14 protein-coding genes are annotated in these 13,862 nt (G+C 64.1%); 5 read left to right on the forward strand and 9 right to left on the reverse strand.

Annotation, left to right across the window (positions count from 1 at the left end):
• On the forward strand, positions 1-1,358 hold a 1,358-nt coding region (locus tag AC1DYX_RS18305), incomplete at its 5' end, for a carboxylesterase/lipase family protein (RefSeq protein ID WP_477261362.1).
• A 47-nt stretch (positions 1,359-1,405) separates the two neighbouring features.
• Positions 1,406-2,218, forward strand: coding sequence for a class I SAM-dependent methyltransferase (locus AC1DYX_RS18310; RefSeq protein WP_477261365.1), 813 nt, complete (start codon positions 1,406-1,408; stop codon positions 2,216-2,218).
• Positions 2,219-2,222: 4 nt separating this feature from the next.
• On the opposite strand, the gene AC1DYX_RS18315 is transcribed toward AC1DYX_RS18310, so the two are convergent.
• The 6 genes from AC1DYX_RS18315 to AC1DYX_RS18340 form a co-directional block, all read right to left on the reverse strand.
• Positions 2,223-4,145: a family 2A encapsulin nanocompartment cargo protein cysteine desulfurase gene (locus AC1DYX_RS18315; RefSeq protein ID WP_477261367.1), complete on the reverse strand. Its 1,923-nt coding sequence runs from the start codon at positions 4,143-4,145 to the stop codon at positions 2,223-2,225.
• 11 nt (positions 4,146-4,156) lie between these two features.
• On the reverse strand, positions 4,157-5,089 hold the full coding sequence (locus AC1DYX_RS18320) for a family 2A encapsulin nanocompartment shell protein (protein ID WP_477261369.1): 933 nt from the start codon (positions 5,087-5,089) through the stop codon (positions 4,157-4,159).
• Between the two features lie 76 nt (positions 5,090-5,165).
• Positions 5,166-5,420 (reverse strand): helix-turn-helix domain-containing protein, encoded by a 255-nt coding sequence (locus AC1DYX_RS18325; protein ID WP_477261371.1) that lies wholly within the window; start codon positions 5,418-5,420, stop codon positions 5,166-5,168.
• Entirely contained in the window at positions 5,417-5,587 is a 171-nt protein-coding gene (locus tag AC1DYX_RS18330) for a hypothetical protein (protein ID WP_477261373.1), read from the reverse strand. The genes AC1DYX_RS18325 and AC1DYX_RS18330 overlap by 4 nt, the downstream gene beginning before the upstream one ends.
• The gene (locus tag AC1DYX_RS18335) at positions 5,587-6,057 is read right to left on the reverse strand and encodes a rhodanese-like domain-containing protein (RefSeq protein WP_477261375.1); all 471 of its coding nucleotides are present in this window, start codon (positions 6,055-6,057) and stop codon (positions 5,587-5,589) included. Before AC1DYX_RS18335 ends, AC1DYX_RS18330 begins: the two co-directional genes overlap by 1 nt.
• A gap of 223 nt (positions 6,058-6,280) precedes the next feature.
• On the reverse strand, positions 6,281-7,081 hold the full coding sequence (locus AC1DYX_RS18340) for a PEP-CTERM sorting domain-containing protein (protein ID WP_477261377.1): 801 nt from the start codon (positions 7,079-7,081) through the stop codon (positions 6,281-6,283).
• A 209-nt stretch (positions 7,082-7,290) separates the two neighbouring features.
• On the opposite strand from AC1DYX_RS18340, the gene AC1DYX_RS18345 reads away from it, so the two are divergent.
• From AC1DYX_RS18345 to AC1DYX_RS18355, 3 genes are read left to right on the forward strand one after another with little or no spacing between them, the layout of a single operon-like run.
• Entirely contained in the window at positions 7,291-8,232 is a 942-nt protein-coding gene (locus tag AC1DYX_RS18345) for an MBL fold metallo-hydrolase (RefSeq protein ID WP_477261380.1), read from the forward strand.
• A gap of 44 nt (positions 8,233-8,276) precedes the next feature.
• Positions 8,277-9,320: an alpha/beta hydrolase gene (locus AC1DYX_RS18350; protein WP_477261382.1), complete on the forward strand. Its 1,044-nt coding sequence runs from the start codon at positions 8,277-8,279 to the stop codon at positions 9,318-9,320.
• A gap of 23 nt (positions 9,321-9,343) precedes the next feature.
• Positions 9,344-10,348, forward strand: coding sequence for an extracellular catalytic domain type 1 short-chain-length polyhydroxyalkanoate depolymerase (locus tag AC1DYX_RS18355; RefSeq protein ID WP_477261384.1), 1,005 nt, complete (start codon positions 9,344-9,346; stop codon positions 10,346-10,348).
• A 66-nt stretch (positions 10,349-10,414) separates the two neighbouring features.
• On the opposite strand, the gene AC1DYX_RS18360 is transcribed toward AC1DYX_RS18355, so the two are convergent.
• From AC1DYX_RS18360 to rdrB, 3 genes are all read right to left on the reverse strand, one after another.
• Entirely contained in the window at positions 10,415-10,666 is a 252-nt protein-coding gene (locus AC1DYX_RS18360) for a DUF1059 domain-containing protein (RefSeq protein WP_477261386.1), read from the reverse strand.
• A 166-nt stretch (positions 10,667-10,832) separates the two neighbouring features.
• Positions 10,833-11,501 carry a hypothetical protein gene (locus tag AC1DYX_RS18365; protein ID WP_477261388.1) on the reverse strand — a complete coding sequence of 223 codons (669 nt, stop codon included), beginning with the start codon at positions 11,499-11,501 and terminating at the stop codon, positions 10,833-10,835.
• A 6-nt stretch (positions 11,502-11,507) separates the two neighbouring features.
• Positions 11,508-13,862: antiviral RADAR system adenosine deaminase RdrB (gene rdrB, locus AC1DYX_RS18370; protein WP_477261390.1), on the reverse strand; the 2,355-nt coding region annotated here is incomplete at its 5' end.

A 13,862-nucleotide genomic window follows, 5' to 3' on the forward strand; every position in this document is an offset into this window, starting at 1 on the left:
GGCGTGCGCCGCAGCCCGTCGTGCCCTGGCAGGGCGTGAAGCAGACGCGTGCGTTCGCGCCCGCCTGTGCCCAGACGGCGACCTGGGTGACGAATCCGAAAAGCGAAGACTGCCTGTATCTGAACGTCTGGGCACCCGACAAGGCGCACAAGCTGCCCGTCATCGTCTGGATCCACGGCGGAGGCTTCTACGGCGGCACCGCCGGCGTGCCCATGTTCGACGGCGGCATGCTGGCGCGGCGCGGGATCGTCGTCGTCACCATCAACTACCGCCTCGGCATCTTCGGTTTCTTTTCCCACCCCGAGCTGACGGCGGAGTCGCCGGACAAGGCATCGGGGAATCAGGCCTTCGCCGACCAGATCGCGGCGCTGCGCTGGGTGAAGGACAATATCGCGGCCTTCGGTGGCGATCCGGGCCGCGTCACCATCATGGGCGAATCCGCAGGCGCCGAATCCGTCGCGGCCCTCGTCGCGTCGCCGTTGGCGCAGGGCCTGTTCCAGCGCGCGATCTCACAAAGCGGCATGGCCACGCCGCTCGGCGCGGCCGAAACCGCGCTGTTCGACCGCCATGCCGCGGAACGCGAAGGGATGGCGTTCGCGAAGGCCGTGGGCGCGGCGCACCTGGCGGACCTGCGCAAGCTGCCGGTCGACGCGCTGCAGAAGCAGCCGTGGGAACAGCATCCCATCGTCGACGGTCATGTGCTGCGCGACGAATTGACGGCGACGTACCGCAATCATCGACAGAACGACGTGCCGCTGCTCGCGGGCTGGAACGCGGAAGAGGGCAAGGACCTGGCCCCGGAAATCATCGGCACGGACAAGTTCACGGCCGCCAGTCATACGGCGCTCGTGACGAAGCTGCTGGGCCATGCGCCGTCCGCCACGCTGCTGGCCGCGTACCCGGGCGCGACGGATGGCGAGGCCAGGTCGTCCATCGACCGTCTCACGAACGACTGGTGGGGCTGGCGTACGTGGTACTGGGCCAGCCTGCATGCGCGGTATGGCCGCGGGCCATCGTACGTCTATTATTTCGCGCACCGGCCGACCGAGCCCCTGACGCCATGCGGCTACGGCTGCGGCGCGGGGCATGGCGCCGAGATCCAGTACGTGTTCGACCATCTCGGCCAGGACGCCCGGCCGTGGTCCGCGTATGACCGGCAACTGGCCAACCGGCTGGCCGACACCTGGGCCAATTTCGCGCGCACGGGCGATCCGAACGGAAAAGGTCTGCCGGCCTGGCCTGCGTTCGACGGGACGGATGCGTCCATCATGCGCATCGGCGATGCGGCCGACCTGGAAGCGCGCGGCAAGCTGCCGGACTTTTCGTTGTTCGGGTTGCCACCGAAACGGTCTCGATAGGCGTAAGCTGAGCCCGGCAGCGATCGTAACGCTGCGGAGGAGCGGCCATGTCGCTTGCTGACGCGAAGTTCGGCGGATCCATTCCGCAACTCTACGAGCACTATCTCGTCCCGCTGATTTTCCAGCCTTATGCGGACGACCTCGCGGCACGCGTGGCCCGCCGCGGTCCGGCGCGCGTGCTGGAGGTTGCGGCCGGCACGGGCGTCGTCACGCGCGCGCTGGTGCGGCTGTTGCCGGCGCCGGCCGAGATCGTTGCGACCGACCTCAATCAGGCCATGCTCGACCAGGCTGCCGCCACGGGCACCGCGCGGCCTGTCCGGTGGCAACAGGCCGATGCCATGCACCTGCCATTTCCCGACGGGGCGTTCGATACCGTCGTCTGCCAGTTCGGCGCCATGTTCTTCCCGGACCGGGCGCACGCCTACGCGGAGGCCAGGCGCGTGCTTGCCGCGGGAGGAATGTTCATGTTCAACGTCTGGGACCGGATCGAGGACAATGAATTCGCGGCGGTCGTCACCGACACGCTTGCACAAGCGTTTCCCGCCGACCCGCCCCGGTTCCTGGCACGCACCCCGCACGGCTACCACGACGTGGCCGTCATCCGGGACGACCTCGCGCGCGGCGGATTCACGGTGGCGCCCACGTGCACGACGCTGGCCGCCCGCAGCCGGGCCGGTACGCCCGACGAGGTCGCCATCGCCTATTGCCAGGGCACGCCGTTGCGCAACGAGATCGAGGCGCGGGGAACGCCAGGCCTGGCGGCAGCCACCGCGCTTGCGGCGGCAGCCATCCGACGGCGGTTCGGCGATGGGCCGGTGGAAGGGAAGATCCAGGCCCATGTGATCGCCGTCGCGCGCTGATGCGCTAGCGCGTTCTACGCCGGCTGGCGAGGCCGCGCACGATGCCCACCAGTTTGTCGATCTCGTCGAACGTGTTGTAGAAGGCCAGCGACGGGCGCACGGTCGTTTCCACACCAAAGCGGCGCAGGATCGGCTGGGCGCAATGGTGACCCGTGCGGACCGCGATGCCCTGGTCGTTGAGCGCTGCGCCGACTTCCGCGGTACTGTAGCCGGCCAGCACGAACGACATCACGCTGGTCTTGTCGGCAGCCGTGCCGATCAGGCGCAGGCCCGGAATCGTCGCCAGCTCGCGCATGCCATGGACCAGCAGCTCGTGTTCGTAGCGCGCGATGTTCTCGATGCCCAGCCGGCTGACGTAATCGAGTGCCGCACCGAGGCCGACCGCGTCGGCGATGTTGCCGGTGCCCGCTTCGAACTTGTTGGGGATAGGCTGGAACACGGTCTTCTCGAACGTGACGTCGGCGATCATGTTGCCGCCGCCCTGCCATGGCGGCATGTCTTCCAGTACGTCGCGCTTGGCCCAGACGACGCCGATGCCGGTCGGGCCAAACACCTTGTGGCCCGAGAACACGAAGAAGTCGGCGCCCAGCTCCTGCACATCGATGCGCATGTGCGAGATCGACTGCGCGCCGTCCACCAGCACGCGGACACCGGCGCGTTTCGCCAGTGCGATGATCTCGCGGACCGGCGTGACGGTACCCAGCGCATTCGATACCTGGGTCACCGCAACCAGCCTGGTGCGGTCGTTCAGCAGCTTGCCGTATTCGTCCAGCAGGACCTGGCCGGTGTCGTCCACCGGGATCACGCGCAGCCGCGCACCCGTGGCCGCGGCCAGCTGCTGCCAGGGCACGATGTTCGCGTGATGCTCGAGATGCGACACGATGATCTCGTCGCCTGCGTGGATGTGCTGCGCACCCCAGCTCTTGGCCACCAGGTTGATGGCTTCGGTGGTGCCGCGCACGAAGATCACTTCCTCGACCGCGGGTGCGTTGATGAAGCGGCGGACCGCTTCGCGCGCGCCCTCGTAGGCATCGGTTGCGCGTGCCGCCAGCTCGTGCGCGGCGCGGTGGATGTTCGAGTTCTCGTGCGCATAGAAGTGCGCGATGCGGTCGATGACGACCTGCGGCTTGTGGGTCGTGGCGGCGTTATCGAGCCACACCAGCGGATGACCGTTGACCCGTTCCTGCAGGATGGGAAAGTCGCGCCGGACCGCGTGGACATCGAACGCCGGATGGCGGCCGGTGCCGGCCAGCGGCACGCGGCCGTAGGGATCGGCCTTGGCCGGCGTGACGTAGCCGCTGGGCAGCACCACCGCGTCGACAAAATAATATTGCGGCGTACCCGAGGCAGGCAGGGGCGCAGCCGCCGGAGGTGCCGGTTGCAGGCGCGGGACGGCCGGCGCAACCAGTTCGTCCAGGCGATCGCTGCCCGTCGCGGCGGGGTGAAGGCTGCCGCGCTCGAGGAAGTAATAGGACGAGGCCGCGCTGCCGGCGTCGCGCGCGGGGGCGGGCGCCGGCGCGTGCACGGGCTCGACGCCGAGCAGCGCACTGCCCAGGCGCGGTTCGTAGGCCGGTACGGTGCTATACAGTTTATCCGGCACGCCATTTCCCGCGGGGGCGACCGGGAGCAGCGCCGGGGCGCGGTTGCCCAGGGACAGGACAGGCCCCGGTGAAGCCGGCAGCAAATTGGTGCCGGGCACCTGGCCCTGTGGAATCGGGGTGCCGGGCACGCCGGGGCCGAGTCCTGCCGGGCTGGCCAGCGGCGAGCCCGCCGGGGCGACATTGACCGGCGCCTGCACGCCGGCGGGCGCCGAGGGCAGGGCGCCGAACATGGCGTTGGCCATTTGTGCCAGCAATGCCGTATCGAACGGTGCCCCCGACGGCGCCGCGTCCGCCGGCGGCGCAGGAGGGGAGGAAGACAGGCTCATTGCACGCCCTGTTATTTATAGGTGTCGGGATAGTCGTGGTACTTGCCGATTTCGACATCGTCAAGCACCGCCAGCGCGTCGGTGGTCAGCACTGCCAGCGAGCAGTACAGCGAAATCAGGTAGGACGAGATCGCATGGTTGTTGATGCCCATGAAGCGCACCGACAGGCCCGGGCTTTGTTCGCCCGGCAGTCCCGGCTGGAACAGGCCGACCACGCCCTGGCGCTTCTCGCCCACGCGCAGCAGCAGGATCTTGCTCTTGCCGTCGGCGACAGGCACCTTGTCCGACGGGATCAACGGAATCCCGCGCCATGTGATGAATTGCGAACCGAACAGGCTGATGGTCGGCGGCGGCGTGCCGCGGCGCGTGGCTTCGCGGCCGAAGGCGGCAATGGCCAGCGGATGCGTCAGGAAGAATGCGGGCTCTTTCCAGACCTTGGTGAGCAGCTCGTCCAGGTCGTCCGGGGTCGGTGCGCCCGTCAGCGGGAAGATCCGCTGCGATTCGGCGACCTGTGCCAGCAGGCCATAGTCGGGATTGTTGATCAGTTCGCTTTCCTGGTTTTCCTTGATCGTCTCGATCGTCAGGCGCAATTGTTCCTTGATCTGGTCATGCGGGCTGCTGTACAGGTCGGACACACGGGTGTGCACGTCCAGTACGGTGGAAACGGCATTGAGGAAGTATTCGCGCGGATTCTCTTCATAGTCGACATAGGTGCGCGGCAGCTGGTTTTCGCTCTCGCGCGCCGTGCAGGTGACGCGAATGGCTTCCGGGTTCTTGACCTTGTTGAGACGGTAGATACCCGCTTCCACCGGCACCCATTGCAGTAGATGGGTAAGCCAGCGGGGGCTGATGGTCTCGAGTTGGGGAACGGTCTTGGTTGCATTGGCTAACTGCCGTGCTGCGCTATCGCCGAGGGCGGTGGTACCGCCTATGGTTGCCGACATCTTGACTCCGGAAAAAGTGAGGGGAAGAGCGTGTAAATATTTCTGCGCGGCAGTGTGGCCGATCGCAATACAGGGTTCAACCGGCTATCGCCATCAAAATGGGGATTTCCCCATGACTGACCAGCACGGATGGGGTCAATCCGAACGCCTGCGACAGTTTGGCCACCGTCACGAGGGACGGCGTCACGGTGCCGCGTTCGATTTCACCGATGAATGACCGGTTCAGGTCGGAATGCTCCGCCAGCTCTTCCTGCGACCAGCCGCGCGCCACGCGCAAGCGGCGCACGCCAAGGCCGAAACTGCGGACCAGCGTCGTGCCCGATTCACTCATGCGGTTCCGCCCAGCAGGCCCTTGAGTTCCCCGACGACGGCCGCCGGCGTTTCGCGCGACGGGAATTCGATGCCGCGGATATCGCCGGGCGGGCGCTGGGTGTCGCGCCAGTGATGCCGTATCTGCCGCAGGTCACCCGTAATCGTATCGACGTCGAAATCCGGCATCAGTCCTGTACCCAGGGCAGGCCGTGCGTGCGCCAGCCGTTCAGGCGGCCGCGTTGGTGGTTTTCGTCGAGGTCGCCCTCGAAACCTTCCAGCACGTTGAACACGAGCGACGCACCGGCCTTGGCAGCAGCCTCCGCCGCCAGCGCCGAGCGTTTGCCGCTGCGGCACAACAAGAGGGCGACCTTGTCCCTGCCGCCGAGTTTGGCTTCGAGCTCACGTACGAAGCGCGGGTTGCGCGTGAGTGTCGTCCCGGTCGCCCAGGGCACATGCACGCTACCCGGCACGTAGCCGACGAACACGCGCTCCTCATTGCTGCGCACGTCCACCAGTACGGCTTGCCCGCTCGACACCAGGGCCCATGCGGCAGGCGGACTGATCCCGCCCGGGTAAGGCAGGCCGTTCGCAATCGCTTCCGCGCGGGCGCGCTCCAGGACGGGGGGCAGGGCGATTTCCAGCAGATCGGTTGGCATGACACTTCTCTCCAGCACATGGTGATCGGATGCCGCGGCAGCGGCACGGATGGGCCTAATATACGTGGAGCACTTTCGACATTAAACGAATATAAATGCACATACGTATGCGGAAACCGTTTATGGTTCGGCACGATGGGCTCGGAGTCGAATGATGGGAACGGAAACGACAACGCCACCTGCATGGGGTGGCGTTTGGTGTGCCGGAATTCTTTGTTTCTCTTTACAGGCTCGTCTTGCGGCTGCGCCGGGACGCCAACAGTCCTGCGCCGCCGGCAATCATCAGTAGCCATGTCGCCGGCAGCGGCACGCCGGTCGGCGGCGGATTTTGCTCGACGGCAGTGCTTTGCACGCCGACGGTGAAGCCATTCCAGTACTCGTTGGTCAGGCTGCGCCAGGTCAGCGTATCGAATGCGCCAGTGAAGCGGATGGTGCCGTGCGGCTCGCCGCTGCCGATCAGCCGGTATTCTGTATTGCCGCCGCCGAGATCGACCACCTCCTTGGTCACGCTCCCGCAGCCCCAGTAGCCACAGCTGTTGTTGCCGGGTGCGGCGGCTCCGAGGCCGGCGCCGTAACTGAGGATATCGAAGTCCTGGTTCAGGAAGGCATAGCCGTTACCGTTCAGGCTGACAAAAGCGAAGACCGGATTGACGACTGTCTGCGAGAACGTCAGCGTCTGGTCGCCGGCGTACTGCAAGGCGATGATATCGGTCCCGGTAGGCACGTTGTCGACCTGGGGGCTGGTGTAAGGCGAGTCCGTCACGGGAGTACGTGGCGTGTAGTAGTCGATGCCGCCACTGGGCTGATAAAAGCCAACGCCCGCGGCATTGGTGTACGTGACGTTGACGGTCTGGGTCAGGGTGGTAATGGTGCCGTTGCCGATGAACCCGGTTCCGGGGTCGGCGTCGGTGCCGGTCCAGTCGGTCCAGTAGACCGGATTGGCGCTGGCAGCGCCGCCGGCAAGCATCAGGGTCAATGCAGGGATGGCGCGAAACAATGTTGCGGCAAGACTTTGCGTAGCCATGGAATCCTCCCAGGATGTGCGCAACGGCCAAAGTGACAGTTGGTGTAAATCTTAAAGCAATCATTATTCCAAATAGATAAGCAATTGATTTTTAAGGATGTGCTCGGGCGCGTGTAACCCGGGTGTCAATTTTTTCGACAGATGTGCGGATGTGAAAATGCTGCGCTAAGATTCTCATCCTTGCCACCCTTGATCGGATACCCCGCCGCATGAAAACCTTCGCACCATTCCGCCGCTACCTGCTGGCCGCCGCCATGCTTGGACTGGGTACCATTGGCGCCATCGCGCCAGCCTGCGCCGCCGCGCCCATGCTCAAGACCCAGGCCCCCGGCTATTACCGTTTCATGCTGGGCGACTTCGAAATCACAGCCTTGAGCGATGGCACCATCGCCCTGCCGGTCGACAAGGCGCTGGACACGCAGCCGGAACGGGTCCAGGCGGCGCTCAAGGAGCAGCACATCAACCTTCCGGCGGAGACCTCGGTCAACGCCTWCCTGATCAACACGGGCAGCAGGCTGGTGCTGGTCGATGCCGGCGCCGGCACGCTGTGGGGCCCGAACGCCGGCAAGCTGCTGGCGAGCCTGAAGGCCGCCGGCTACACGCCGGAGCAGGTGGACGAGGTCTATATCACCCACCTGCACACCGACCACATCGGGGGCGCGGTGGCGAATGGGGCGCCGGTCTACGCCAACGCGATCGTGCGCGCCGACCAGCGCGAGGTGGACTTCTGGTTGAGCAAGGTCAAGTTCCAGGGCGCCGTCGCCAGCATGGAGCCGCTGCTCAACGCCCAGCGCTTCAAGGCCTTCTCCGGCGACACCGATCTGGTCCCGGGCGTGCGCGCCGTCGCCACCTATGGCCACACGGAAGGCCATACCATCTACCTGGTGGAAAGCCAGGGGCAAAAGCTTTATCTCATCGGAGACCTGATCCATGTGGGAGCGGTGCAATTTCCCGATCCCACCGTGACGATCGGCTCCGACACCGACCGCAAGCTGGCGCGCGAGCAACGCATGAGTACCTTTTCCAGGGCCGCCCGGGAAGGCGCGATGATCGGTGCGGCCCACTTGTCCTTCCCAGGCGTCGGCTACGTCAAACCGGCTGGCCAGGGCTACCAATGGATTCCCCTTAATTACTCGGCACTAAACAAGTAAGCCCGGGGCCCACTGTCCTTCCCTCAACACTTCATGGAGAAAGTATGATCAGGTTCATTGCTGCCATGTGCGCCGGCCTGGCGCTCATTTCCCCGCTTGCCCATGCGGACGACGTCGCGCCTGCCGCGTCCACCGCGCCTTCCGCTGCCACCGTGCGGGTGGAGCGCATCAGCATCGACAGCCCGGCCCTGGCGGGCAACCCGGAAGGCAACAGTGCGCGCCGCGACGTCATCGTGGTGCTGCCCCCGAGCTATGCAAGTTCGCCTGCACGCCGCTATCCGGTCGTCTATGCCCTGCACGGCTACGGAATCACGCCGGAAAAGTGGTTTGCCATGGACAAGCAAGACCAGATTGCCGCCAGGGCGTTCCGAAGCGGCGTGCGCGAGATGATCYTGGTCTTCCCCGACACGTACACGCGCCACCATGGCAGTATGTACTCCACCTCGGCTACCACCGGCGACTGGGAAGCCTTCATCACGCGCGACCTGGTCGGGTACATCGACGCGCACTACCGCACCATCGCACACCGCGCCAGCCGCGGCCTGATGGGCCACTCGATGGGAGGCTACGGAACGGTCCGGCTCGGCATGAAGTATCCGGGCACTTATTCCAGCCTGTATGCGATGAGCGCATGCTGTCTTGCCGCCCGGGAGATCACGCCCGAGCAGGGACGGCAGGTCGAGACGGTCAAGACCATCGAGCAGGCATCGTCCGCCCCGTTCTTGGTCCGTACTACCCTGACCGCGGCGGCCGCATGGTCGCCCAATCCGAACAAGCCGCCGTTCTACGTCGACCTGCCTTACGAGGGCGGCCAGCTGCGTCCGCACGTGCTGGCGGAATGGGCCGCGAATGCGCCCCTGGCCATGCTGCCGCAGTACGTCAATCACCTGCGCCAGTACCAGGCCATCGCGATCGATGTCGGCAACCGCGACAGCCTCGTCGACGACAACAAGGCGCTGCATGAGGCGCTTGACCGGTTCGGCATTGCGAATACCTTCGAGGTGTACGACGGCGATCACGGTAGCGGCGTGGTCTCCCGCTTCGAGACCAAGGTGCTGCCCTTCTTCTCGCGCCACTTGCAGTTCTGACGCCCGAATCCGCAAGGTAACCCATGAAGCGTCATCGCCCCATCGTGCCGTTTTGCCTGATCGCGTTTGCGCTGCTGGTGTCCGGCGTCGCGCAGGCGCAGCAACCGGGAGGCAGCCTCCGGCATCGCATCGAGCAGTGGCGCGCGGGCCGCGCCGCACCGGCTGGCCTGCAGGAATTGCAGGTACAGGGCCGCACGGTGCTGGTGCACGTACCGGCAGGCTATGATCCCGGCCACCCGGCGCCGCTGGTGCTGGCCTTCCATGGCGGCGGCGGCGATGCGGCCTTCATGGCCGACGACACCCGGTATGGCCTGCAGCGCCAGGCCGACCAGGGCGGATTCATCGTCGCCTTCCCGAACGGCGCCGGCAGGCTGCCCGGCGGCCGGTTTGCGACCTGGAACGCGGGGGCCTGCTGCGGCTACGCGCGCGACCAGGGCAGCGACGACGTCGGCTTTGCGCGCGCGGTCGTCGGCGCGATCGAGGCGCGCTATGCCGTCGATGCCCGCCGCGTGTTCGCGACCGGCATGAGCAATGGCGGCATGCTGGCCCACCGGCTCRCCTGCGATGCGGCGGACGTGTTCCGGGCGGTCGCCTCGGTGGCCGGCACCGACGCCACGACCCGCTGCAGTCCGTCGCAGGCCGTCTCCGTGCTCCACATCCATGCCCGTGACGACGACCACGTGCTATTCGACGGCGGCGCCGGCCCCGGCGCATTCCGCGACCCGGGCATGGTGATGCAATTCGTTTCGGTGCCGGACACCATTGCGCGCTGGGTGCAGCGCGACCAGTGCGCCGGCAGCCCGCAGCGTGTGTTGCAGGTGCCGGGTGCCCATTGCGATGCTTACCAGAGTTGCGCGGATGGTGCCCAGGTCCAGCTCTGCATCACGGACACCGGCGGCCATTCGTGGCCGGGTGTGGACCGGGTGCTGCCTGGCAAGGAAGCGGCATCGACCGCGCTGGACGCGAGTGCGGTGATATGGAGGTTCTTCGACAGTCAACCGCCGCGTCCGGCCAGCGCGTCCCGCTAATCGATGCAAAAAACGCCAACCTGGGCGGTTGGCGTTTGTAGGGTGGTCCTGGAGCGACTTTAATTATTAGTGCGCGCGCTGGGCGCCGGTACCGGCGCTGCCGGCCTGCCCGCTCACGGGCAGGTGTTCGGGCGGCGTGCCGTCCTTGAACAACTGGCGCAGCTGCTGGCGCAGCTCCGGCGTATCGCTGTGGTGGTGTACCGAAACCGCGTGTTCGACTGCGGCCTGCAATAACTCTTCCTCGCTGTCGGCCGAGATGGCGACAGAACAGTTTGTGTCGCTTGGGAATTCCCGGCAATCGATGAACTTGCGTGTCATGATCGGCTCCTTGACTGAAAAGAGGCGGGCATCGTGCCCACCTCTTTCAGTATAGGCAGGTGGTGTCGTTTGTACTGCAAATAAAGACGCCACCCGAAGGTGGTTTCCATGCTTGAACCCCTGGTAGTCCGGGGCGGAATCGTACGATCCGTTGCCGCATGCGGTATCAGGCGGCGCCCAACTTGGCCTTAACGGCGTCCAGCGTAAAGAAAGTATCGCCCAAATGGTCCCGATACCGGTCGGTCAGAAAAGCGTCGAACAGCTTGTTCAGTTCCTCCGCTTTTTCTTTGCTGTCCGGCTTGAGGCCCACCACGCCAAGTCGCCCCAGATAAAACCTGCTGCGTGCAAGCGCACGTGTGAACCCGAACGTCCGATCGAACATCAAGCCGCCGCCAAGCAAGAGCACGGCATGCATGAAGTGGATCAGAATGACTGTTTCCAGATCGCCTTTTGCCAACAGCGGTAACAGGACGATAGGCAAGAGCATCTGCGTCGCGATCACGCGCGTGCGCGTGTACACCCGTCCCAGGCATGGCAGCAGCAAGGCTAAGGCAATAAGCAATTGAACGGGCCAACTCATGAGTGGTTCAAAGCTGGCCTTGTCGAAGTGGGAGAGCAAACCGGTTGTGACGCCGCTTTTGCTTTCATCACCGCGCCATGCGAACGATAGAAGCAAAAAAGCACCAAATACCAGGGCATATACTGCGCCAATTGCCGATAGCCGTCGCGTCAGGAAACTGGCCAACTGGTTCGAGCGTTCTGCATCTTCGAGGTATTGCTTGAACTTGCCGATGTGTTGAGCCAGATTTTGCTCGTAGGTTTTTTCAGTTGTCATACTCGATCAGTGTCCTTCTTCGAAAACAGGTAGGTGATTGCGATTGAACTCGTCCAGTCCGAATTCGCGCAGGCGTTCCAGCCAGGCTTCGACGCACGTGCGTGAGTAGCCGAGGTCGATCGCGGCTTCGCCCAGCAAGGCGAATTCGGTGCGCAGGGTGGTCGGCATGATGCCTGGATCATCAGTGTTGACCAGAACCTTGATCGGTCCACGCCTGAGACCGAATCGGTTCCACTGCGCGGCTGGTGCCAGACAGGATTCGTTCGGCGGGTACCAGCGGAAAATCGGATGTTCGCTATGGTTTTCCAGTCGCGCGATATAAACGTTTGAACTTGGGTTGGCTTCGATGATCAGGCCCATGGCGTCGTACTTGTTCAACAGGTAATCCTGGAGGGCACACATGAATTCGAGATCCTCTGACGTCTCGAAGTCATACAGCAAAGCGTCACCGTCGGTCGCCGGTAAGTCGTATCGCGTACTGGGTTCGCCGGTCGGCTGTGCGATCAATACATGGCGTGACGCATTGGCCACTTTCTTTTGTGCCTCGTCTTTTTTTGCCTGGTCTTTTTGTTGATATCGGTAGTAGAGCTGTTCTGGACTGTTCGGGTCTGCGGATTTCTTGCTGGTCAGCCGATCGTAGTCGGGCGCCGCCGCGCGCAGCTTGCTGTCGTCAATGCGCGCGGGATCGTTCATGATCTGGTAATAGCAGTTGCGGCGCAATTCCCAAGCAGCGTGCAAGCTCTGCGGTGTGACATCCGGATGCTCACCATTCCAGCTGGCGTCGGGCCAGAACTGCGCGATCCTGCGCTCCAGCCGGGGAATGATCTGTGCCGCCAACGGCAGCCGGGCACTCATGACGCTGGCGTGGTGCCAGGCCCAGACCAGGTTGTCCAAGTGCTCGTCCACAGGCAGGATCATGTCGCCGTGACGCTCCACCCATTTCAATGGATCGATGCCGAGCGCAAGGCCATGGCCGATCCTGTCGCCGTCGCGCATTTCGCAAAAGCGCACCGTTTCGTCGACATGGCGCATGCCCGACAAAGGATGGGCATAATCTTCGCCCGCGTGCACGCTGAGATGGAACCCGGCCGAACCGTGTTCGCCTGGCGGCCGTGGCAGCAGGCCCCGGCGCAACCAGCGCAGCACAGGGGCGAAGACCTCGCTACGCACTTCATTCTCATCGCCGGCGACGTCGAGACCACGCAGCCATCGGGCCGGATAAAAGCGGTAGTTTGGATTAAGGTGACCGCCGAGGAATTCATCCAGATTCCATCCTGCCTCGTTCGACAAGGACGTGAAGAATTTTTCGGCATCCTCCCATAGGAGTCGCCGTGACGTCACGTAATGTCCGCGACGCAGAAAATGGACGCAAAAGTGCCAACGTTCGAGTTGTTCCACGTAGGAGCGGACCGCGACCGAAGGCAATTCGTTGCCGAACTCCGGCGTGACGATGCCGCTGTGGCGCGCCACTGCCTTGGCAAACCGTGCGATTCGTTTTACCGTTGCCGCGTCCGGTGAAATCTTGATTTCTGCCAGGTCCCGCTTCCCGACGAACATGCGCGCAACCACGTCCTGTGTACTGGCGGGCAGATCGACCGCGTTGCGCAGCTTATTGCCGAAGTAATAGCACGTAAAGCGTGTCAGGCCCTGGCCATCCATGATCATCGTGCGGCGGAACTGCATCAGGCTGCCAAGCAGGTAGAAAATCGCGACCCGCACGTATTCGCTGGTTGCTGGATCCCGGTAGCTATACCACAGGAAGACATTCAACCAACGCCATGCCTTGCTCTGGTCGCCCGTCAGCATGGCATTGGCCAATTTTGCTTTCAGCCAGACGCTGTCGACCGTGTCCGCCAGTCTGTGCCGCTCGAATTGCAGATGCCAATCTACCTGCTCCACCTTGTCGTCCAGTTCATTGCCTGTCAGCGCACGGATGCAGCGTTCACGAAAGCTGTTCTCTTTCTCGATACTGTCGCTCTCGCCTTTTTGCAGGTCCGCGTCCAGCAAAATAGTTATCAGCTCGCGCAAGGGCGCAAAAGCACCGGCAAATTCCGCCGACAGTTCTTCGCCCAGATTGCCCAGCAGTGCCAGCGCATCGAAATGTACGCCGCCAAGGTGAACGTGGCCCTCGGCATACGGGCGGTTGGGCCGTGGCGGTGGCGCGAAAAAAGGGAGCTGGCTGTCGACGACACGCGCCACGTCGTGAGGCGACAATTCTTCATCGATGGCCCAACCGGCGATATGCCAGCCGACGAGCAGGCTCGGCTCGACATCGGCTGCAAGCCGTGCATACGCTTGAACCTTATCGTCGCGGTACTGAATGAAATCGCCATTCCGCAGCATGAGTTGGTCGAACAACTC

It is taken from the genome of Massilia sp. P2_C2 (assembly GCF_056404615.1).

Excerpts from the sequence above, each read along its gene's own strand:
- AC1DYX_RS18360 (WP_477261386.1), bottom strand. The coding sequence starts at position 10,666 with ATGACACGCAAGTTCATCGATTGCCGGGAATTCCCAAGCGACACAAAC.
- AC1DYX_RS18320 (WP_477261369.1), bottom strand. The coding sequence starts at position 5,089 with ATGTCGGCAACCATAGGCGGTACCACCGCCCTCGGCGATAGCGCAGCA.
- AC1DYX_RS18330 (WP_477261373.1), bottom strand. The coding sequence starts at position 5,587 with ATGCCGGATTTCGACGTCGATACGATTACGGGTGACCTGCGGCAGATA.
- AC1DYX_RS18325 (WP_477261371.1), bottom strand. The coding sequence starts at position 5,420 with ATGAGTGAATCGGGCACGACGCTGGTCCGCAGTTTCGGCCTTGGCGTG.
- AC1DYX_RS18340 (WP_477261377.1), bottom strand. The coding sequence starts at position 7,081 with ATGGCTACGCAAAGTCTTGCCGCAACATTGTTTCGCGCCATCCCTGCA.
- AC1DYX_RS18335 (WP_477261375.1), bottom strand. The coding sequence starts at position 6,057 with ATGCCAACCGATCTGCTGGAAATCGCCCTGCCCCCCGTCCTGGAGCGC.
- AC1DYX_RS18315 (WP_477261367.1), bottom strand. The coding sequence starts at position 4,145 with ATGAGCCTGTCTTCCTCCCCTCCTGCGCCGCCGGCGGACGCGGCGCCG.
- AC1DYX_RS18310 (WP_477261365.1), top strand. The coding sequence starts at position 1,406 with ATGTCGCTTGCTGACGCGAAGTTCGGCGGATCCATTCCGCAACTCTAC.
- AC1DYX_RS18365 (WP_477261388.1), bottom strand. The coding sequence starts at position 11,501 with ATGACAACTGAAAAAACCTACGAGCAAAATCTGGCTCAACACATCGGC.